The organism is Acidaminobacter hydrogenoformans DSM 2784 (assembly GCF_900103005.1).
GTDB classification, from domain to species: domain Bacteria; phylum Bacillota; class Clostridia; order Peptostreptococcales; family Acidaminobacteraceae; genus Acidaminobacter; species Acidaminobacter hydrogenoformans.
Genome location: NZ_FMWL01000004.1, coordinates 175,568 through 195,899, shown reverse-complemented (window position 1 = coordinate 195,899; position 20,332 = coordinate 175,568). Strand labels below are relative to the sequence as shown.

At 50.0% G+C, this 20,332-nt stretch carries 19 protein-coding genes; all 19 read right to left on the bottom strand.

The window, feature by feature from the left end:
• Window positions 1–154: 154 nt before the first annotated feature.
• The 19 genes from secF to BLP63_RS05990 all read right to left on the bottom strand — a co-directional run bounded on the left by secF (window position 155) and on the right by BLP63_RS05990 (window position 20,166).
• Window positions 155–1,042 (bottom strand): protein translocase subunit SecF, encoded by an 888-nt coding sequence (gene secF / locus BLP63_RS06080; protein WP_092590016.1) that lies wholly within the window; start codon window positions 1,040–1,042, stop codon window positions 155–157.
• 12 nt (window positions 1,043–1,054) lie between these two features.
• Window positions 1,055–2,356, bottom strand: a complete 1,302-nt coding sequence (gene secD, locus BLP63_RS06075; RefSeq protein WP_092590015.1) for a protein translocase subunit SecD — start codon at window positions 2,354–2,356, stop codon at window positions 1,055–1,057.
• Complete coding sequence (locus tag BLP63_RS06070) at window positions 2,346–2,879, bottom strand: gamma carbonic anhydrase family protein (protein WP_092590014.1); 534 nt, start codon at window positions 2,877–2,879, stop codon at window positions 2,346–2,348. The genes secD and BLP63_RS06070 overlap by 11 nt, the downstream gene beginning before the upstream one ends.
• Entirely contained in the window at window positions 2,876–4,258 is a 1,383-nt protein-coding gene (gene scfB, locus BLP63_RS06065; RefSeq protein ID WP_092590013.1) for a thioether cross-link-forming SCIFF peptide maturase, read from the bottom strand. Before scfB ends, BLP63_RS06070 begins: the two co-directional genes overlap by 4 nt.
• Before the next feature lie 209 nt (window positions 4,259–4,467).
• On the bottom strand, window positions 4,468–4,608 hold the full coding sequence (scfA, locus tag BLP63_RS06060; protein ID WP_092590012.1) for a six-cysteine ranthipeptide SCIFF: 141 nt from the start codon (window positions 4,606–4,608) through the stop codon (window positions 4,468–4,470).
• A 124-nt stretch (window positions 4,609–4,732) separates the two neighbouring features.
• Window positions 4,733–5,002, bottom strand: coding sequence for a preprotein translocase subunit YajC (yajC, locus tag BLP63_RS06055; protein ID WP_092590011.1), 270 nt, complete (start codon window positions 5,000–5,002; stop codon window positions 4,733–4,735).
• A gap of 36 nt (window positions 5,003–5,038) precedes the next feature.
• Complete coding sequence (gene tgt, locus BLP63_RS06050; protein WP_092590010.1) at window positions 5,039–6,169, bottom strand: tRNA guanosine(34) transglycosylase Tgt; 1,131 nt, start codon at window positions 6,167–6,169, stop codon at window positions 5,039–5,041.
• Window positions 6,170–6,242: 73 nt separating this feature from the next.
• Window positions 6,243–7,265 (bottom strand): tRNA preQ1(34) S-adenosylmethionine ribosyltransferase-isomerase QueA, encoded by a 1,023-nt coding sequence (gene queA, locus BLP63_RS06045; RefSeq protein WP_092590009.1) that lies wholly within the window; start codon window positions 7,263–7,265, stop codon window positions 6,243–6,245.
• Between the two features lie 32 nt (window positions 7,266–7,297).
• Window positions 7,298–9,121 (bottom strand): SpoIID/LytB domain-containing protein, encoded by a 1,824-nt coding sequence (locus BLP63_RS06040; protein ID WP_170829327.1) that lies wholly within the window; start codon window positions 9,119–9,121, stop codon window positions 7,298–7,300.
• Window positions 9,122–9,134: 13 nt separating this feature from the next.
• Window positions 9,135–10,193: a Holliday junction branch migration DNA helicase RuvB gene (ruvB, locus tag BLP63_RS06035; protein ID WP_092590007.1), complete on the bottom strand. Its 1,059-nt coding sequence runs from the start codon at window positions 10,191–10,193 to the stop codon at window positions 9,135–9,137.
• A 29-nt stretch (window positions 10,194–10,222) separates the two neighbouring features.
• On the bottom strand, window positions 10,223–10,819 hold the full coding sequence (gene ruvA, locus BLP63_RS06030; RefSeq protein ID WP_092590006.1) for a Holliday junction branch migration protein RuvA: 597 nt from the start codon (window positions 10,817–10,819) through the stop codon (window positions 10,223–10,225).
• 48 nt (window positions 10,820–10,867) lie between these two features.
• Window positions 10,868–11,611 (bottom strand): radical SAM protein, encoded by a 744-nt coding sequence (locus BLP63_RS06025; protein WP_170829326.1) that lies wholly within the window; start codon window positions 11,609–11,611, stop codon window positions 10,868–10,870.
• Window positions 11,608–11,976: a zinc-ribbon domain-containing protein gene (locus tag BLP63_RS06020; protein ID WP_170829325.1), complete on the bottom strand. Its 369-nt coding sequence runs from the start codon at window positions 11,974–11,976 to the stop codon at window positions 11,608–11,610. Before BLP63_RS06020 ends, BLP63_RS06025 begins: the two co-directional genes overlap by 4 nt.
• A 264-nt stretch (window positions 11,977–12,240) precedes the next feature.
• Window positions 12,241–13,632: a DUF4179 domain-containing protein gene (locus tag BLP63_RS06015; RefSeq protein WP_092590003.1), complete on the bottom strand. Its 1,392-nt coding sequence runs from the start codon at window positions 13,630–13,632 to the stop codon at window positions 12,241–12,243.
• Window positions 13,633–13,635: 3 nt separating this feature from the next.
• Window positions 13,636–14,298, bottom strand: a complete 663-nt coding sequence (locus tag BLP63_RS06010) for an RNA polymerase sigma factor (protein WP_092590002.1) — start codon at window positions 14,296–14,298, stop codon at window positions 13,636–13,638.
• A gap of 302 nt (window positions 14,299–14,600) precedes the next feature.
• Window positions 14,601–16,118 carry a YjjI family glycine radical enzyme gene (locus BLP63_RS06005; protein WP_092590001.1) on the bottom strand — a complete coding sequence of 506 codons (1,518 nt, stop codon included), beginning with the start codon at window positions 16,116–16,118 and terminating at the stop codon, window positions 14,601–14,603.
• 331 nt (window positions 16,119–16,449) lie between these two features.
• Window positions 16,450–17,853: a Na+/H+ antiporter NhaC gene (gene nhaC, locus BLP63_RS06000; RefSeq protein WP_092590000.1), complete on the bottom strand. Its 1,404-nt coding sequence runs from the start codon at window positions 17,851–17,853 to the stop codon at window positions 16,450–16,452.
• 177 nt (window positions 17,854–18,030) lie between these two features.
• Window positions 18,031–18,885 carry a response regulator gene (locus BLP63_RS05995; RefSeq protein WP_092589999.1) on the bottom strand — a complete coding sequence of 285 codons (855 nt, stop codon included), beginning with the start codon at window positions 18,883–18,885 and terminating at the stop codon, window positions 18,031–18,033.
• 3 nt (window positions 18,886–18,888) lie between these two features.
• Window positions 18,889–20,166 carry a sensor histidine kinase gene (locus BLP63_RS05990; RefSeq protein ID WP_092589998.1) on the bottom strand — a complete coding sequence of 426 codons (1,278 nt, stop codon included), beginning with the start codon at window positions 20,164–20,166 and terminating at the stop codon, window positions 18,889–18,891.
• Window positions 20,167–20,332 lie beyond the last annotated feature (166 nt).

The following is a 20,332-nucleotide window of genomic DNA, read 5'->3' as shown; positions in this document are numbered from 1 at the left end:
TCTAAACAGCCTAAACAGTCGAATCTAACAAACAAGTCAAACTAATCAAACCAATCAAACCCATCCATCGTCTTTTCTTTTCAACCACAAAATAAAGGGAAGGCGATGCTCCACCGCCTTCCCCTCCAGGTCACACCTAAATCACAAAGAAATCCTACTCATTCTTCCCTACGGTCTTATCCTTCCAAAATGCCCAGATTGGGCTGGCAATAAAAATTGAGGAATACGTCCCCACCAAAATCCCCAGCATCAACGGCAGGGCAAAATCCTTAATGGAAGCAACGCCCAACACATACAGTGAACCTATTACCAATACCGTTGTCAATGAAGTATTGATTGTTCTGACAATAGTCTGCCTAATACTCTCATTTGCAATTTTCGCATGGGTCGTTTTCTTCATTAACTTCACATTTTCCCGGACACGGTCAAACACAACTATGGTGTCGTTTATGGAATAACCCACAATTGTCAGCACTGCCGCTATGAAAGAGCTGTTGACCGGGATCCTGAAAATCGCGTAAATCGAAAACAGAATCAGGACATCATGCAAAAGCGCTATAATCGATGCCGCGCCATATACAAATTCAAACCGCAGCGTAATGTAAAGCAGCATGCCAGCGCCTGCAATTAAAATCGCGAGGACCGCATTATTTCGAGTCTCTGCGCCAAAGCTCGGCCCAAACTGCTCCGCCGCAATCAAGTCTTCCTCCTGAAGATCGTAGCGCTGACCCAGCGCCTCGAAAATGGCTTTTCGCTCCTCATTGCTAAGCGAGACCTTGGTACGCAAAATAACCTCTTCCTTTTCGCTACCAGCACTCACAATCTCTTCGTTGAGCTCAAACGGTGCAAGAATCTCCCGCACCTCATCCGTTACCACAAGCTCTCCCAAATCAATCTGCATCATGGTGCCGCCAGTAAAGTCAAGCCCATAGTTCAGGCCTCTCGCGACCATAAACACACCGCCCAAAACCATAACAGCAAGGGAGATCAACAGCCACAGGCGCATTTTTTCAACAACATTAAAATTAAATTCACGCTTCATGCCGTCACCCCCCTATACCCCATACAGCTTTGTGTTGTTGGCAAATTTAAACGACAGGGAGGATCGGATAAGCACCCGCGTCACCACAATTGCAGTAAACATGCTCGTCACTATACCAATCATCAGTGTCACCGCGAAGCCCTGAACCGGTCCGGATCCAAAATAGTACAGAATCACAGCCGCAATAAAAGTGGTCACATTCGCGTCCACAATGGTATGGATCGCACGGTGAAAGCCTGAGCTGATGGCCGCCCTCAGGGACTTGCCATTTCGCACTTCTTCCTTGACCCGCTCGAAAATGATGACATTCGCGTCCACGGCCATGCCCACAGAAAGCACAATACCCGCAATCCCCGGCAGTGTCAGCGTCGCCTTCAAACCCACGAGGATAAACAGCACCAGGCTCGCATACAAAGCCAGCGCCAGGCTCGCAATGACACCCGGATAGCGGTAATAAAGGCTCATGAACACCACAACTATGGCAAAGCCAATTGCTGCAGCTGTAACACCTGAATTCAGCGCGCCAATCCCCAGGGTTGCCCCTATGATGGACGTCCGCACTTCTTCGAGCTCAATCGGCAGCGCGCCGCCCCGAATCAGAGACGCAAGCAAGCTCGCCTCCTCGAAGCTGAACCGCCCCGTGATGATGGCGTTTCCATCGATAATCTCAACCCGGGTGTACGGCGCGGAAATGACTTCATTATCAAGAAGGATTGCGATCTGTCCGCCTACGACTGGATCCAGATTCTTCGCGATGGCCGTCGCTTCCCGGAACAGCTTGGTACCCTCTGAGTTAAACTCCAGCCCTACCGCCGGATTATTGTATTCGTCCGTTGCCACCGTGGAATCCTTGACCTGAGCCCCAGTGAGGATTGGCGTGTGCACAAACTCCTCGCCAGTCATGCCTTCCTGAGCAATAGAATTCTTGTCCACCAGCACAAACTCAAGCTTTGCTGTCTTACCTATGGATTCAATAGCCTCCGTCGCGTCCGTGACCCCCGGCATCTCAATCCGAATCTGATTTTCGCCCTGACGGGAGATCTTTGGCTCCGTGAGGCCAAGGGAATCCACCCGCTTGGACAAAATGCCAATGGATTGGTTGATCGCCGCGGACAGTGCTTCCCCGGTCAAATCCGTCTTAGCCTCGTAAACTATCGCCACGCCGCCTTCAATATCCAGCCCCAGCTTAATGCGTTCACTGATGGGCTTCACTTCAAGTGCGCCAATCGCAAAACCGCTGACCGCCGTATACACCGTCAGCGCGATCACTATCAGGATCGCGAAAAACGTGATGCGCTGTGAATTAGAATTCATCCTCTGTCGCCTCCTGTTCCATCTGGGCGTATTCCCGAGCGTGCTCGACATAATTCTGCGCCGTGAGCGTCAGCTGCGCCAGCTCCTTTTCGTTTAGCGCCCGCGACACCCGCCCCGGATTTCCAATCACCAGCGACCCGGATGGAATCCGTTTTCCAGGCGCCACGAGAGCCCCGGCGCCTATAACGACGTCATCTTCGACAACAGCGCCACTCAGAACGATCGCGCCCATCCCCACCAGAACCCGGTTGCCGATGGTCGCCCCATGCACAATCGCGCCATGGCCCACTGTGACGTCCTCCCCCAAAACGCAAGTGTTATGGCTGTCAACATGCAGCACCGCATTATCCTGGACATTGGTCCGCTCGCCAATTCTGATCTCGTTGATGTCCCCCCGGATGGCCACGCCAAACCAGACACTGGCATCCGCCGCTATGACGACCTTGCCTATGACGTCCGCCGTCTCCGCCACCCAGGCACTGGCGTCCACCTGAGGAAGAATATTTTTATATCTCCTGATCATAAACTCGCCTCCGACATTTCTTTGGCTTTAATGTAAATCGCGCATTCAATGCGTTTCTTTTCCATGTCGCAGCCTATTTCGTAAGGCACCCGGATGTCATGGTTGAAGTTGAACGCGTTGGCATGACAGCCGCCACTGCAGTAAAACTTTGCCCAGCAGGCCCGGCAGGCTTCCTTTTCGTAGACGTGTACCTTTGAAAAATCATCGGCTAAACGCGTTTCAAAAGTCCCGTCATCCACATTGCCCATTTTGAAATCCGTATTGCCCACGAACTGATGGCAAGGATAAATGTCGCCCTCCGGCGTCACGGCTATATATTCGCTGCCGGCGCCGCAGCCCGACACACGCTTGATGACACACGGGCCCTGAGTCAGATCAATCATGAAATGGAAGAACTTGAAGTCCCGCTCGGTACCGGCGCGTTCAATCAGCGCCTCTGAAAGGGTATCATACTGCTCAAAGACAGTCTTCATGTCGGCTTCGGTCAGCGTATAGTCATGATGGGGCTCGGACACCACCGGCTCAACAGAAGTAAGCTTGAAGCCCTGATCTGCGAGATGCAGGACATCCTTGGCAAAGTCCGTATTGAAGTGCGTAAAGGTGCCGCGGACATAATAGGTCTTTTCCCCACGGCGCTCTACAAGCTTCTTGAATTTTGGCATGATGATCTCATAAGTGCCCTGACCATTGATGGTTGGCCGCATGAAGTCGTTGACCTCAGGCCGTCCGTCCACGGACAAAACCACATTGTCCATGTGTTCATTGATAAAGTCTATGATCTCGTCATTCAGAAGCATACCGTTCGTGGTAATTGTAAATCTGAAATGCTTGTTGTTCTCAGCTTCCAGGGAACGGCCATAAGCTACCAGCGCTTTAACGACCTCAAAGTTCATCAGTGGCTCACCGCCAAAGAAGTCGACCTCCAGGTTGCGCCGGTTGCCGGAATGGGCCACTAAAAAGTCAAAGGCCCGTTTCCCCGTTTCAAGGGGCATCAGCAGGCGCTCGCCATGAAAGTCCCCCTGAGAGGCAAAGCAATATTTGCAGCGGATGTTGCAGTCGTGGGCCACGTGCAGGCACAGGGCCTTGATCACGGGTTGCTTCTTAAAAACTGAGCCGTCCAGATAGTCATCCGGGCTGAACAGCTGCCCCATCCCGATCAGGGCCTCAATTTCCTCAAGACCTTCTCGTACGGTTTCTTCAGGATAGACTTCCTGATTCCCCTCAGCTGAAACAGCCGTTAAAGCCGCCACAGCTCTTTCTTTGTCCGGATCTGGATAAAAATCCAGCAATCTATAAATCATGGGGTCGACCACATGAATGGCGCCGCTGTGAACGTCCAGTACAATGTGCATGCCGCCCTGTTCATACTTATGAATCATTTTGTTTTGCCTCCGCTCTCACTTCAGGCATAAACACAGAAAAAGCAGCTTTCGCTGCTCTGACTGTATGTATGCGGTCAAATTGCAGTGCTGACGACCTGAAAACGCGCTTTTGTACCGCGTTTGCCAAAAAGAAGCCCCGCGCCGGTTGCCGGATTCTCGCCCGGCTAAAGGCGTTCAGGTGCCATGCCCTTCCTATGTAGAAGGTCTTATTTGTTCTCGCACTCCTGGTTGCCAACGGTGCAAGACGTTTTGCAGGCCGACTGGCAGGATGTCTGGCATTCGCCGCAGCCGCCGTGAGAAGCGCTTTCCTTCAGCGTACCTTGGCTCAGCGTTTTAATGTGCTTCATGAGATGACCTCCCTTCAATTAACGAATCATGCCCTATTATAGCATAAACCCTTTCAAGTAAAAAGGCTGAAGCGGCGGATTCCACACGAATCCACCGCATTCATAGCACTGATCATTTTTCGTTTTACTTTTGAACGACTATGCTGCCAATTGCCCATTTCTTGAAGGTCATTTCCGTACCGCTTGGACGCAGGCGAAGGACAACATCCTCATCCACGACTGAAACGACTTGACCAATAACGCCGCCGATGGTCACGACTTCATCACCCGTCGAAATATTGTCTCTCATGTTTTTCAGCTCTTTGTTTTTCTTTTGTTGCGGTCTAATGAGCATGAAGTAAAAAATCCCGAAAAACACCAAGACATAAAGCAGCGTTCCGTAAGTACCACTCATTGTGTAAGCCTCCCATTCTTTGCTTTTGTAACGATGTTACTCGCTCTCTTTTACAGTATAACCGTATTTCTCAAAAAATTCATCCTTAAAATCAAGAAGTCTGTCCTCCATGATCGCTTTTCTTACATTTTTCATGAGCTCGATCAGGAAATAGAGGTTATGATAGGACATCAGTCTCGAGGACAGGATCTCATCTGCCTTGTAAAGATGCCGCAGGTAGGCCTTTGTATAATTGCGACAGGTGTAACAGTCACAGTTTGGATCCAGCGGCGTAAAGTCGTCAAAGTGCTTCGCGTTCTTGATGACAACCTTACCCACTGAGGTCATGGCTGTGCCGTTTCTGGCAATCCTTGTAGGCAAGACGCAGTCGAACATGTCAACACCCCTCAGAACGCCTTCCAGCAGATCATCCGGGCTTCCAACGCCCATGAGATACCTCGGTTTATCTTCAGGCAGATATGGGATCGTCTGCTCCAAGACTTCGTACATCATTGGTTTAGGCTCGCCAACAGACAGTCCGCCAATGGCATAGCCCGGGAAGCCAATTTCCGTGATTTCCTCAGCGCTTTGCTTTCGCAGATCCGGATACATACCGCCTTGTACTATGCCAAAGAGTGCCTGCTGCTCCGGTTTCTTATGGGCTGCTTTGCAGCGCGCCGCCCAGCGTGTAGTGCGCTCCAGGGATTTCTTCACATATTCTTTGTCCGCCGGATAAGGCGCGCATTCGTCAAACGCCATGATGATGTCCGCGCCAAGGGCATTTTCAATTTCAATGGCTCGCTCCGGGCTTAGGAAATGCTTGGCACCGTCCAGATGAGACCGGAATTCAACGCCTTCCTCAGTGATCTTTCTGAGGTCGCCCAGGCTAAAGACTTGAAAACCACCGCTGTCCGTGAGGATGGGATGTTTCCAGTTCATGAATTTGTGGAGGCCTCCGGCCTTTTCGACCAGCTCATGGCCTGGCCTTAAAAATAAGTGGTAGGTATTGGAGAGTATGATCTGTGCCTCCATGTCCTCAAGCTCTTCCGGCGTCATTGCTTTAACCGTGGCTTGGGTCCCCACTGGCATAAAGATAGGCGTATCGATCACGCCGTGAGGCGTATGCAGACGACCAAGCCGGGCGCCGCTTTGCTTACAGGTTTTGATGAGTTCAAATTGTATGGCCATTGTTGCCTCCTAAATAAAATCTGGACTTGTAAACGATCCTGTAACTGATATTGCAAATAATCTTTAACTGGCGCTAAAGGATCAGCATGGCATCCCCAAAGCTGAAAAAACGGTAGCGCTGGGAGACGGCTTCCTTGTACGCCGCAAGGACATTGTCCCTGCCCGCTAAGGCGCTGACCAGCATGATGAGGGTCGACTCCGGCAGATGGAAGTTGGTGACGAGACCGTCCACCACTTTAAAAGCATAACCTGGATAGATAAAGATATCTGTCCAGCCGGAGCAGGCCTGAAGGGTCTCGTGACGGCCGGCAGCGCTTTCAAGGGTTCTCACCGAGGTGGTGCCCACCGCAATCACCCGGCCACCGCCCTGCTTTGCCCGCTGAATCTTCTGGACCGCTTCCGGTCCAATTTCAAAATATTCCGCGTGCATGACGTGATCCTGAAGGGACTCCGCCTTGACTGGCCTGAAGGTACCCAGTCCCACGTGAAGGGTAATACGGGCGATTTCAATGCCTTTTTTTTCTATGGCGTCAAGAAGCGCGTCATCAAAGTGCAGTCCAGCGGTAGGTGCGGCTGCAGAGCCATATTTGTTGGAATAAACCGTTTGGTAGCGCTCTGAATCCTCAAGAGTCTCACGAATGTAAGGCGGCAGCGGCATAGTGCCCAGGCGGTCCAGGACCTCCTCAAAGATCCCTTCATAAGCAAAGCGCACCAGCCGGGTGCCTTCCTCAGAGAGCCCTTCAACGACCGCCCGCAGAGAGCCATCCCCAAATTCAAAGGTATCTCCCGGTCGTGCTTTTTTGCCTGGTTTGACCAAGGTCTGCCAGACGTCCCCTTCCACCCGTTTAAGAAGCAGAAATTCCACAGCAGCGCCGGAGCTCCTGCGGCCAAAAAGTCTGGCAGGCAGAACCCGTGTGTCATTGATGACAAGGCAGTCTCCTACTTTCAGATGCTTCAATAGATCCCGGAAGGATTCATGATGGGTCTGTCCGGTTTCCTTGTCCAGGCAGAGCAGCCTTGACGCTGCCCTGTCTTTCAGCGGCGTCTGGGCAATCAGTTCTTCTGGTAAATTAAAATAAAAATCACTGGTTTTCATAATTTGTATGTGACTCCTTATAAAAGCTAATATTATTGAACCCGGGTATTGGCATAATAGTGGGTTAAAATCTCAATATAATTCATGCCCTGATCTGCCATGGCCTTCGCGCCCCACTGGCTCATGCCCACGCCGTGACCAAAGCCGAAACCGTTGAAGACTAAAATCTCACTGCTGTCCACCGTGACATTGTCACGAACGATTGACGTCACTGGCTGAGTATTTTCAGCGGGTTCAATCGTGGACAGGCTTGAAGCGGACAGTACGACGAGCGCTTCAGCGTCACCCAGCGTTACCTTACCTGAGCCACCTTGAATAACCAAGCCTCCCAATGGAACCGAGCTCTTCCCGCTGGAAGAAATTACGGTTAACGTTGTGGCTTCGCCATTCTCCGTTGTGCCGCCATCGTTGCCGGCACCTCCGGATTCACCAGGGTCATAGTCTCCCCCGCCCTCAATGGTAAACCAAGTACTCCGTATGTCATAAGACCCTAACAGATACCGGACCTTCTCCTTTGAGGTGACATAATCGCCGTCCCGGCCTACGAAAACGGTTTCAAGGACCCGCCCGTTTGGAGACGTTTTAGTGACATAAACGCCAATGAGAGGACCTATATTGATGCCTTTACTTTTGAGAATCTCATCTATTTGCGCTTTTGTATAAGTCTTTGTCCAAGTGGCAGAGGGCTGTCCAACGGAATAGGGATCCGCAACAGACCTAAGATAAGGCACCGCCTCTGACCATATGTACTCTGAGCTTTCCGTACGCCCGCCGCTGTTTGAATGATAAAACGCGGTGATGGGTTTCCCGTCGTAAAGCAGAAGCTTTGCCAAGGTTTCATCCACGGCGTCATTGGAACGCGGCCGTTCGACACTGGCACCGCCATAAACCTGACAATCCTGAAGGTTGCAAAGGTCAAAGCTCCATTTTTCATGCTTGCCCATTGAAGCGTAGGCATAGTTCCTGGCCGCGACAGCCTGTGCCTTGAGCGCCTCCAGTGGCCAGTCACCGGACATTTCCCTTGGGAGAACACCGTAAAGATAAGGCTCAACCCCAATATAATTGATGACGGTAGGATCGCTGTCCACATAACGGCGTATGCCTATGGCGCCCCGGTATTTGCGGCTTTCGAAGCCGGTCAGGTCACCATTGGCCTGAGGCATGAAACCAAATACCTCATCCAGCGTATCATAATAGAGGTGGACCGCTGTGCCGTCGACAACCATGACGGCCTGATCATTCAGCGGTGCCAGGGACAGCACGAGCTCCGGCAGAACCTCTTCAATCTGCGCCTTCTTCGTATTCCGCTCGGCCTCAGACAGGTATGTGCCCACATAAATCCGCCAGCCATCATCATAGGCTGGGAAAAGGCCCTGTAGCTGAAGCGCGGTCTCGTCGAGCACCTGTCTCATTTCAAGGTAGCTGTCAAACTCCGGTCCCACCTGGAGATGATAGGGCCCAAAATAAGCACTGCTGCTCCCCCCGCTTGGGCTGCCGATGGTTTCGCCAACCAACCTCGTATTCTTGATGACATAAAGGGTATTTAGCGGCAATACCGCCCCGGTATCTGTAAAGGTCCCCTCACCGTCAATAGTACCAAGCTTAAAGCCGCTGGTGGAGGTCAGTACCGTTGTGGCATCCGTGACGCTGCCAAATTTCACCCCAATCCGGATTTGCTTATCCGGGGTGGCTTCAAGGGCATAAGCGGGTAAAGCAGCCTGAAGCCCAATACCCAGAAGGCATCCAGCCAGGCAAGCGGCAGTCACCAGAGGCCGCCACTTGACTGGTGTTAAAGCGCTCAATTGAGATCTTTTCTTCTCGATTTTCACGAAAAATGGATTTAATAATTTCACCATCTCTGCTGCCACCTCATTCTTCCAAACTGAGTTCCAGCTGATTAAACGGCACATCAGCCGCAATCTGACCCTGTGGGTCCAGATTGAGATAACGGTAGCCGTTTCGTGTGATGACGCGGCCTCGCGGTGTCCTGTTGATGAGACCCATCTGCAGGAGAAAAGGCTCAATGACGTCTTCAATGGTGCCCCGTTCCTCGCCGGTAGCCGCAGCCAAAGTGTCTACACCAACCGGACCACCGTCGAATTTTTCAGCGATGGCCATGAGGAGCCTGCGATCTGCCTTATCCAGCCCGGAGTCGTCTATGTCCAGCATTTTAAGCGCATAGCGCGCGATTTCAATGTCTATGGTGTCACTGCCGCCCACTTGGGCAAAGTCACGGACACGTCTCAGGATGCGGTTTACAATCCGCGGTGTGCCACGGCTTCTGCGGGCGATTTCCCAGGCGGCGTCATCATGAATGCCAATGCCAAGGATATCCGCGGAGCGCCGTACAATAAGATGAAGCTCCCGTTCGCTGTATAGGTCTAACTGCAGCATCACGCCAAAGCGGTCCCTCAGCGGCGAGGTCAGAAGTCCTGCCCGGGTGGTGGCGCCCACCAGGGTGAACCTTGGGAGCTGAAGCCGGATGGATCTCGCCTCAGAACCTTTGCCTATGATAATGTCCAGGGCGTAATCCTCCATGGCGGGGTAAAGCACTTCTTCCACAGCCCGGCTAAGGCGGTGGATCTCGTCAATGAACAGGACGTCCTTGTCTCGCAACGTGTTCAGAATGGCTGCCAGATCTCCGGGCCGCTCTATGGCAGGACCGGAAGTGATCCGGATATTGACGCCAAGCTCGTTGGCAATGATGTTTGAAAGCGTCGTTTTGCCGAGGCCCGGCGGTCCGTAAAGCAGGACGTGGTCCAGGGCTTCCGCCCTGTATTTGGCAGCTTCAATAAAAACGCTGAGCTTTTCCTTGTTGCGTTCCTGTCCAATGTATTCCCTGAGGTTTTTTGGGCGAAGGCTGCCTTCCTGCAGCACGTCCTCCTCGATCAGCTCCGGGGTGATAAAACGGTCAAGACCTGTGTCCAAGGGCAGTACCTCCTTTCTGCGGACCGCACCTACAGGACGGCCATCAGGCTCAGTGCCTGGCGGATGACCTCTTCAACTGTAAGGTCACGGCTGTCAATGCGGGAAATGATTTTTTCAACGTCATTTTTTCTGTAGCCCAGGGCCATCATGGCTTCAATGGCGTCAGAGACGACGCTGACATTTTTAGGCATAGAAAATCCGTCTGCCTCCGGCAGCGCGGACAGAGTTTTCGAGAATTTGTCCCTGAGCTCCAGCACAATGCGCTGTGCGGTTTTTTTTCCGACACCGGGTGCTTTCATGAGACCATCGGCATCCCCAAGGATAATCATGCGGGAAAGTTCAAGGTAATGGATGCCCGACAGGGCGGCTATGGCGACCTTTGCGCCTATGCCTGACACGGTGGTCAGCAGGCGGAAGACCTTAAGCTCCTCCTCCGTGGAAAAGCCCACCAGGGTCATGCTGTCCTCCCGGACGATCAGAGAGGTGAAAAAAGTGGCTGCGTCGCCCACCTTGCAGGCCATGGCGCTGGTGGCGGAGGTCAGGATGCTGTAGCCAATATTGCCAACCTCAAGGATGACCTTGTCAGGGTGTATGACGGCGACTGTGCCGCGAAAGTATTCGTACATAATGTGAAAGCCTCCTAAATAGAAACAGCTTGGCGCTTGTTGCCTGGGCTAAACCAGAATAACCTGGGAAAGGCCGGCATCAGACGCGATTTTTTTGAGGTTCTCCATTTCGGTTTCCTTTGGCATAGGCAGCGCCTTATAAAGACCCACGACGCCATGAGGTCTGAAACGGATCAATTTGTAGCGGGTGCTCGGAGACTTCTCCGCCAACACTTTGCTGACGCTGGTGACGGTGGCCGTGTTGTCTGGCCAGTCCGGCACAATAACTGTGCGCACTTCGTATAAGGTCCTGTCACCAGCCATGCGGTGAAGGTTTTCAATGACCTTTTGGTTGTCCTCGCCAGCGAGCTTTTTATGGGCCTCTGGATCAATGGATTTCACGTCCAGCATAAAGCCGTCGACCCAAGGACGCAGGCGCTCGTAATAAGCCTGGTCGAAGTCGCCGTTGGTGTCGATCAGGATGTGGAAAGCTTCTTTTTTTAGCGCCTTGACAAGCGCCAGGAGAAACTCGGGCTGAAGGGTACACTCTCCGCCGGAGATTGTGACCCCGGAGATAAAGCTTTTGTATTTCAGCACCTCCTGGACGACGTCGTCAGGGGTTCTGAGACGTATCTCGCCCGTTGTGACAGCGCTGCCGAGGGCAATGGTCTCCGGATTATGGCAATAGCCGCACCGGAAGCTGCAGCCCTGAAGAAAGATTATGGACCGGTTGCCCGGCCCGTCCACTGAGCTGAAGGGCAATATTTTTTTAACGTAGCCTTTGAAGGCTTCGTCGCTCACTGTTTTGCTCACTGTTTCGCTCCGCAATTTGGACAAAAGGTGTGGGTCTTGTCTACCTGGGCGCCGCAGACTTTGCAAAATCTGAGAGGCTTGCCCTTCTTGACGGTTTTTAGATCCCAATAGGTCAATTCCTCATTGGGGTTTTCCTCGTAGGCCTGTCCCTTTTCTTTTTTGATTTCAAAAACGCTCTTGCAGGAAGGGCATGCGCAAAAGTAATTCAAATTCCAGCGGACCGTTGGAATGAAAAAAACATGAAAAGTGTTGTACCGCTTGATGACTTTTTTCGGCAGCAGACTGTTGCACTCTTTGCATTCCACCTGGCTGTCTCTGAGCAATTTGTCTTTGCTTGTGATCCCGAATACGCCGATAAAAAACATGTCGTCATCTCCCATAAACATCATGAAGTTAAACTTAGCAATCATTCACCATTATAGCATATTTGTTCGCTTCTGTGACTTTTTTAGAGGTCTGACCCCGTTGTTTGTCGCAGGACTTTTTTGGAGGTCTGACCCCCTCGGTTCGTCGGAAGACTTTTTGCGGGTCTGACCCCATAGTCTTCACCCCATAGTCTTCAACAGAAAAACGCCACCCACAGCGAATAGTTACAACTTCACCGGCAGGTGGCATTCAAAAAATATTTTTTAATCGACAAGTTCCAGGGCCATTGGTTTTAGTTCAAGATCATACAATGGCTCAAACAAAGAAAGATAAACGCGTTCTACCTTTGCAGCTTCAGGAATTCCAATATTGAAAGCCATCCCTTCCTCAGTTTGCCACATGCCTCTGGACATTTCAGACGGATCAGGTTCCATCTTATTTGCGCCAAACTCATGTCCGCTGTGCTCAGGGTCTTCATCCATCAAGCCCGGTCTGAGAAATTCATAATCAATCCATGGTTTTGCAGGTTGATTGCCTGACATGTCTTTCATTTCAGAAACTTTTTTACCCATATACAAAATGACATCATTTTGATTTGAAAGCTCAGAATGGATTGTTTCTGTGGTGACATCAAAATATACAGTGTTCAAACCATCCGACTGCCAAGCTGTTCTTAAAGGATCAACGCCAATATACAATGTCCCTTCAAGATCAAATCGACTGATGCTTACTTTAAATTCCATAGTTTGGTCTTTAACTTCAGCATCAGAATTCTGTCTGCTCATGCTGTCAAAATATAGTTTTTTGTTATTTTGATCCATCAGATATAAACCAATATTGAGATCGCGAACGCCCTCAGCAGGATGCAGTCGCGCCTTAACGCTGGCATTAATCTCACCTATGCTTATATCAATAATTTCCAAAGTTCCAAATTCACCTATCTTAAGGGGCTGAGACAATTTATATTGAACAGTCTCAAGTGTCATAGCCTTGTCCAGTTCAACCGGAAAACGGAATTCTTTTCCATCTAAGTTGAATTCCAGCGTAAATTTATCAGGAATCTCGTGACCGTAAGTTTTTATCTCTGAAAGCCTGACTTCCTCGCCAATCCCAGAAAAATCTATACTTATTGAAGATTTGAAATCAGGGATCTCCAGCGACAGCTCAACAAATTTCTCAGCTTTGTCACCTGCGACCGAATAATAAACCGCCAGTGTTTGTTGGTCCGCTACAATACCATTGAGCGTTATTTCAGTACTGTCTATCTTAATGGATGAATTGATTGGCTGATAACGTTCGTGTTCAATGGCAGCCTGCAGACCTGGCTTGCCAACCAGATATTCAACCCACCTTCCTACCAGTGGCCAGTTCATCATGTTCTCAGCCAGGGATGGGTTAAATTTGGCGCCAAGCATAAGGCCGCCAAAGCCTATGATCAGACTTGCAGCAACAGTCAAAATACTTCTAAGAAAATATTGCTTGGTTTTAGATCGTTTTGGCGAAGTCACGGCATATTTTTCAAGGTCTGACCCCAATGTTTCCGACATCATCTGAATAGTTTCCTCTGCCCATGTTTCAGAACCCACAGGCAAAGTCTGTTCTCCAAGCACTTTCATAATTTTTTGGTCTAATTGATCTGAGTGTCGTTCATCCATGACTTACACCTCCTTCCCTTTAGCCTTTGTGGGCGTATCCATAGAAAAACCTTGAGCCATTAAAGCATTTTTAACTTTTTCACGTCCCCGGAACAGCCGACTCTTCACAGTAGGAATTTCAATTCCCAGATTCTCAGAAATCATTTTCAAATCAAAATCCAAAAAATAAAATAAAACAAGCGGAATACGGTAATGCTCTGGAAGCTTTTGAAGCGACATTTCTATAGCTGCTCTTTCTTCTTCCAGAATGATTATCTCCAGCGGCTCTGGACCATGATCTGAAATCACTTCTATCTTGAGGGGCTTTGAATTATCCTCTGCATATTGAGGCTCTATCACATTTAGCCAGCGCTTTTCCTTGGCATATTGATCCCTGTAAAGATTGAGACAAATAGTATAGAGCCAGTTGGCAGCCGCCTTTTCTTCACCGGACTGCTTTGGTGATAACAGTGCCGCGTTTTCAGGCAGTATCAGGTGCTCCATAGCCTTTAGAAAAGTCTGCTGATACAAATCCCTGGACGCTTCAACGTCCAAAGTTAACTTGTAGCTCAGCTTCCGGATCATTTCATCATGTGTTTTTACAAAATCAGCAAGCAAGTCTTTAACCCCTTGTCTTGGATCAGGCGCGCCTCGCTGATTATTTCTTTGCCTTAGAAAATTCTCCACCTCTTTGCCCCCTTCAGGACGACCTCTTGTTTACTGCTTCTATAATACCTAAACGCGCGAGCTTAAAAAAGGTTCCCAAAGAATTTCAAGGTCTGACCCCCTGACACCCCCTGACCCAATCACTTCTGCATGGGTCCGACCCCCTACAGAAACAAGCGGGTCTGACCCCGTCCTCATTCCCTTCAACACCGTGCGCCCCCAACACTTCAAATAAAAAATCCGCGAAAGGCAGGTTATGGCACCCCACAACCTGCTTCCCGCGGATTTCACCTTTTTAAATTCTCCGAAAACCATCAAACACCCTACAACCCATCCCTCAACCGTACCCGCCGCTCCAGCACATGCTGATTGTCCACAGCACCCTTTCCAAGGGCCACCGTGTCCTGGAGCACCGACTCACCGCGTCTGAGCTTCTCGATCTCCGAGCGCTTGACCAGGTACCCGGTGATGCGGATGACATCCGCGTCAGAGGCATAGGAAGAAAAATAGCGCATACCAGCGTCAAAAGCGCCCTTCACAATATCCACAACAACCTGCGGATTAGCCTTCACAGTTTCATCAAAACTAAATATATCGCCAATCCCAGACGGGAAGTATTTATGAAAACGGGCCGACTGCAGCAAATGCTCATGAATTGGTGGCTCGTCCCCAATTGGGATCCTGCAGCCCGGGCTGGTACCGGCATCCGAATCAATGCCCACCTGGGCGTGCAGCAAATAATGCCCGCCTGTCGCCAGCAGCGGATTGAAATGAGCCTCAGCGACTGAACGCATGACTTCAATGATGCGCACGCCAAGGTCATCTGCCTCCTGACTGTGACCAAAGCGTCCACTTAGGCCATCCAGCTTCACGAGATGATTCACCGCCTCCGCGAGCCCAACTTCACCCAGCATGGCCGTAAAACGCTTTGGATCCACCAGGCCCTCGCGGACCAGAAAGCTGGATTCAAAGAAATTGCTCTCCTCCACCAGGAACCGGACGCGCTCATCCATGTAAGCCATGGCGAGCTGAACCGCTTCCGGAAGAAGACGCTCGAGATAGTCCCCGGAATCCTTCGCTTCGAACGACAGCTTGTCGAGCTTCAGTCTTGAAAGCGTGTAGCTGCCCCCGCCAACAGGCAGGCCATTGTAGCAGCTGACGATGGCGTAACCATCGGCAAATGCCTCGAATTCTTTCGAGAACATGGCATGGTTGGCAAAGCTCGGCTTAGCCGTGATAAGGGAAGTCGCAGCCGCGTCCCTCAAGAAATCCTCAGGGGTCTCAGCGCCCACCTTCAGCGTGATATTCGGAATAGCGTCCTGCAGCGCCCGCTCCGCCCGGAGGATCAGCGTGCCCGCGCGAGTCGGCTTAGGGCCCAGATTCGCGTGGCAGAAAGAGTCCGTAATCGTCCGGTCAATGTGCTTGAGAAACAGTTTGATCGTTTTGAACGCCCGCTCCTCGTCCTCCAAAAGTGGCCCCACAAACGGCTCCAGCAGTGTATCCAGATTTCCAATATACACCGGAAACGAAGAAATGGACGGGATGTGCTTATACAGGATGAGCAGCGCATGCACCGCCTCCTCCAGGTCCTGAGGCGGGTCAAGCTCAAGGAATTTGCTGCCCTGTTTCATAAACTTCTCAAAATCCACGACCACATACCGCGGCCTGTAAGGCGCATGGCCCTCAAACAGGTCGCATAGGATATCCCGGTCACGCAGGGACTGCACGGCCGGTGAAATATCCAGCACATCAATTGAGTCCTCAGCGGCCCTCGCCAGCGAAATCACTTTTTGCTCATAGGTCAACACAGGGTCTTTAACAATTTCAAGTACGTTACTCATCTATATCATCCTCCAACTGCCCGGATGGGCTGTGCCATTTCCAGTTTAAACCACAAAAATCGCAGCACGTAAGCCTGCCTTTGTTTCTATTTTAGTCCAAAGCAAGGCTACTTTCAACGGTGCAAGAGGACACACCACAATTATTGGGACATTTGTCCCTTAGCTTTCACAAACTCAAAGACGGTTTGCCGATGGTCTCACTTCCCCCACACCCTCCCCCCCAGCACACTTCAAGCTTACAGCAATCTTCCAAAAAAAGAGACACCCCAAAGCCTCATCCAAGACTCCAGGGTGTCTTACCTTACTATTAAATTATGTAGCTTTCAAATTGCTAAGCAACCGTCTCTTCAGGCGGGAGCTTCTCCATGGTGATGCCCGTGAAACCATAGAAAATTGAAATCAGCGGGTTGATCAGGTTGAGGAAGCAATATGGCAGGTAAACCAGCGTCGCGACGCCCAAAGTCCCTGACATAAACAGGCCGCAGGAGTTCCACGGGACCAGAGGAGATGTTAAAGTACCGGCATCTTCCAGGACACGGGAAAGGTTCTTAGGATGGAGACCGCGGTCAGCATAAACTTGTCTGTACATACGGCCAGGGATAACGATTGCAAGGTACTGGTCGCCAGCCATCATGTTCATGGCAATGATCGTGATGATCGTTGCGAGAACGAGGCTGCCAGTGCCATGTGCCAGCTTCAGGATCGATGAGGCAATGGCTTCCAGCATGCCGGATTTTTCCATAACGCCACCAAAGCTCATAGCACACAGAATTAGGGAAACCGTCCACATCATACTGTCAAGACCGCCCCGGGAAAGAAGGTCATCAATGACCGTAACGCCAGTCTCTGAGTAATAGCCGTAGTGCGCGGCTTCGACGATTGCGCTCATGCCAGCACCCTGGAACAGGAACGCGAAGAGTGCGCCAAGAACCGTGCCGCCAATCAGGCCAGGCATAGCAGGCACTTTAAATATTACCATGACTATGACGAGAACAGGTGCCAACAGGAGGATCAAGGAAATATTGAAGTTGGCTTCAATGCCCATGAGGATTTCGTTGATTGCGCCTGTGTCGAGCTCGTTGCCCGCGTAGCGCATCCCTATGATCCCGTAGAGAATGAGGGCGATAATCAGCGAAGGACCTGTGGTGTAAATCATGTGGCGGATGTGATCAAACAGTGTGGAACCTGCCATAGCTGGCGCAAGGTTCGTCGTGTCTGAGAGCGGAGACATTTTGTCGCCAAAATACGCGCCGGAGATGATAGCACCAGCAACGATACCTGGGTTCATACCGAGACCAATACCGACACCAATGAGTGCGATACCAACGGTTCCAGCTGTTGTCCAGGAGCTGCCTGTCGCGAGTGAAACGATGCTGCAGAGAATGCATGTCGCTACCAGGAAGATACCAGGCGACAAAATCTTGAGGCCGTAGTAGATCATGGTTGGAACAATGCCGCCGAGAATCCAGGTACCAATAATCATACCAATGATCATCAGGATCAGGATTGCCTGCATGGACATCTTGATGGTGTCTACGATGCCGTCCTCAAGCTCTTTCCAGGTATAACCGAGCCCAAAGATCGCAACGATAGCCGCGACGACAGCCGAGAAGAGGATTGGCAGGTGCGGATCGCCGCCCCAGAACTGCATGGTGACGATCAAAGCCACGATGATAAAAACCATAGGAATGAGTGCGTGACCAAGTGTGGCTTTTTTCTTCATCTTTGTTTCCATTTACGAATTCCTCCTTTGCATAAGATAGCTCATTATACATTGGAGGTTACAAAAAAAATCAAAAACGTTCAGCAGAGGTTACGAAAATACGACAAATATTTTGAATTCATAAAATAATTGAACAAATGCATGCAAAAACAAGCGGAATGCAAACAAGTCCTAAAACCCATTTAAAGATCAGGCTGTCTCCAAAATCATCAATATGAGGTTATCGATAAACTTTCGAACGGAGATCTTCCCACCGCTGTCCCTTTTGCCCCGGATGTAATCCATTTCAGCTTTGACACTTTCAAAATCATAGAGCGTGCCGGAAAAACGGATGAAATTTTCATTCATGTAATCCTCAATTCCTAAATTGGCTAAATTGATGAGGCCTCTGTTGATTGCCCGCCTGAGCCGTTGCTCCATAGCCTTCGGATTGTCGCAGAGCTCGTCACAGATGTCCCGTACCCTGAAGTCAAAAGTCTTTAAGTTGTTCTTCAGCATATAGGCACAGATCTGGAGCAAATCTTCTCCACCTTTTTCACCCAGAATGCCCAGCTTCGAAAAAACCATCCGGATTTTCCTGATCTGCTCCTGCAGCTCATCTCCGTTGTCCAAATTCGCGGAAGGCACCTTAACACCTTTATTGAACATCCCTTCAATGAGCTTAAACGTACGCTCCATTTCAAGCTTCTCTTTAATATTTCCGAGAACATTTCTGATTTCAATCTGATTGACAGGCTTGCTGATGAAAAACTCAACACCGCAGTCGTAAGCTTTAGAGATTATATTTTTGCTGGAAACCTGGGAGAGCATGACGAAGCGCGTATCCGGCAGGTCGTCCTTCAGGGTTTTGACCAGCGCGCAGCCGTCTATGGCAGGCATCAGCATATCCACGACGACAATGGCAGGTTTAAGGCTTAAAATCTGTCCCAGGGCCTTCTCTGAATCTGTCGCTTTTCCAACAACTTCTCCAAGGTCATACTCTTCAATAATATTTTCGAGGACTCTTAAAACAGATGAATCATCATCCACCAAATAAAAAGTCATGGGCTACCTCTCTTCCAAGGAAAATTTGTCTAACGCCGCTACGATTTCTGTGCCATTTCCCAAAGTGGAATTTACATAAATACTGCCGTTAAATTTTGTTTCAATGATGTCCTTGACGAGGGTCAGACCCAGTCCCCTGTAAATATCCCCCGTACTCGGATTAAACTTTGTCGAAAACCCCGCTTCAAAGATCGCTTCCACATCCTTTTTGCGTATGCCGGGCCCATTGTCCCTAACCGTCAGAATCAAATTATCAGAATCCTCAGTGAGAATAACTGAGATGGCACCTTCCTTCTTCGAATCCCGGATGGCTTCAATGCTGTTGGAAATCAGATTTCTTATCACTGAAACGAACAGCAAGTGCTCACTCACGACGTGATCCCCTTTAAGCATATCCACGACGTTCAGCTCAATCTTAGCGCTGACGCTTTCATGCCTGAAAAACTTCACCACAATCTCAAGCAGCTCCCGCACCTTAAAAGCGCCATAGGGATTTTGAGTCACGCCAATTTTGTCGATCCCTTCAATAACTTTCGAGTAATTTTTCTTGATTTCATGTACATCCTTGGCAATTTTCAGCGACAAATTCCTGGAACTCGGATCCGAGGCCTCCGCCAGCTGCTCATAAAGCGTATAGGCTTCCCCCATGACCTGCTCAATGTATTCCATGTTGTTCTGCATGAAATATATTTCGCTTTTCAAGTCACTGAGGACGGTATACATGCTCTTATAGCGCTCATACTTTTCATCCTTCATCAGGATGATATTGTAGTATTTCAATATGAACACAAGCGCCGTGGCCATGGCTGCCCGAGCCAGGGCTACAGTAATCAATGTATCCACCAGCCTGATTTTATCCCCTACAAGCGGCCCTATCCGCAGCACCAACTCAAAGAGGTTCGAGCTGAAATCCGCGAGTGAAATGGCTAAAATCCACCGGGACAGCGTCCTCTCTTTTGCCCGGTAGAAAAGGAAATAATACAATACCCCATAGGAAATGTCGAAGACAAAAATAGGAAAATCTGCCAACATAGCCGCCATGAAGCTGCCAAATACACCAATCCCTATGATGCCCCTAAAGACCAAACCAAAAAGACCTATGCCGATGGAAGTGATCACCGGATTCAGCGTCGGATTAAAATAGTAATACACCGGCAGTATAATCACCGACATGGAAATTCTGAAGCCATTCAAATCGTAGCCAATATAAATCTGCGAGGTAATGGCATCGATCAAGGCAATGATCGAAATCTTGACCAGTAGCGTTCTCAGCTGTCTCATGCTTCACTTCCCTGCCATCTGGAATTGGAACACATCAATTGACCCTCAGTAATCCCTTCCATTATACCAAATCCCCTATGAAACGGAAGGTCAATTAGCATTTGATGCACAAAGCCGCATAACAAAAAAACTGCCGCAAAACCAGCGCCATCTGGTTTTACGGCAG

Excerpts from the sequence above, each read along its gene's own strand:
- secF (WP_092590016.1), bottom strand. The coding sequence starts at position 1,042 with ATGAAGCGTGAATTTAATTTTAATGTTGTTGAAAAAATGCGCCTGTGG.
- secD (WP_092590015.1), bottom strand. The coding sequence starts at position 2,356 with ATGAATTCTAATTCACAGCGCATCACGTTTTTCGCGATCCTGATAGTG.
- BLP63_RS06070 (WP_092590014.1), bottom strand. The coding sequence starts at position 2,879 with ATGATCAGGAGATATAAAAATATTCTTCCTCAGGTGGACGCCAGTGCC.
- scfB (WP_092590013.1), bottom strand. The coding sequence starts at position 4,258 with ATGATTCATAAGTATGAACAGGGCGGCATGCACATTGTACTGGACGTT.
- scfA (WP_092590012.1), bottom strand. The coding sequence starts at position 4,608 with ATGAAGCACATTAAAACGCTGAGCCAAGGTACGCTGAAGGAAAGCGCT.
- yajC (WP_092590011.1), bottom strand. The coding sequence starts at position 5,002 with ATGAGTGGTACTTACGGAACGCTGCTTTATGTCTTGGTGTTTTTCGGG.
- tgt (WP_092590010.1), bottom strand. The coding sequence starts at position 6,169 with ATGGCCATACAATTTGAACTCATCAAAACCTGTAAGCAAAGCGGCGCC.
- queA (WP_092590009.1), bottom strand. The coding sequence starts at position 7,265 with ATGAAAACCAGTGATTTTTATTTTAATTTACCAGAAGAACTGATTGCC.
- BLP63_RS06040 (WP_170829327.1), bottom strand. The coding sequence starts at position 9,121 with ATGGTGAAATTATTAAATCCATTTTTCGTGAAAATCGAGAAGAAAAGA.
- ruvA (WP_092590006.1), bottom strand. The coding sequence starts at position 10,819 with ATGTACGAATACTTTCGCGGCACAGTCGCCGTCATACACCCTGACAAG.
- BLP63_RS06020 (WP_170829325.1), bottom strand. The coding sequence starts at position 11,976 with ATGTTTTTTATCGGCGTATTCGGGATCACAAGCAAAGACAAATTGCTC.
- BLP63_RS06015 (WP_092590003.1), bottom strand. The coding sequence starts at position 13,632 with ATGGATGAACGACACTCAGATCAATTAGACCAAAAAATTATGAAAGTG.
- BLP63_RS06005 (WP_092590001.1), bottom strand. The coding sequence starts at position 16,118 with ATGAGTAACGTACTTGAAATTGTTAAAGACCCTGTGTTGACCTATGAG.
- nhaC (WP_092590000.1), bottom strand. The coding sequence starts at position 17,853 with ATGGAAACAAAGATGAAGAAAAAAGCCACACTTGGTCACGCACTCATT.
- BLP63_RS05995 (WP_092589999.1), bottom strand. The coding sequence starts at position 18,885 with ATGACTTTTTATTTGGTGGATGATGATTCATCTGTTTTAAGAGTCCTC.
- BLP63_RS05990 (WP_092589998.1), bottom strand. The coding sequence starts at position 20,166 with ATGAGACAGCTGAGAACGCTACTGGTCAAGATTTCGATCATTGCCTTG.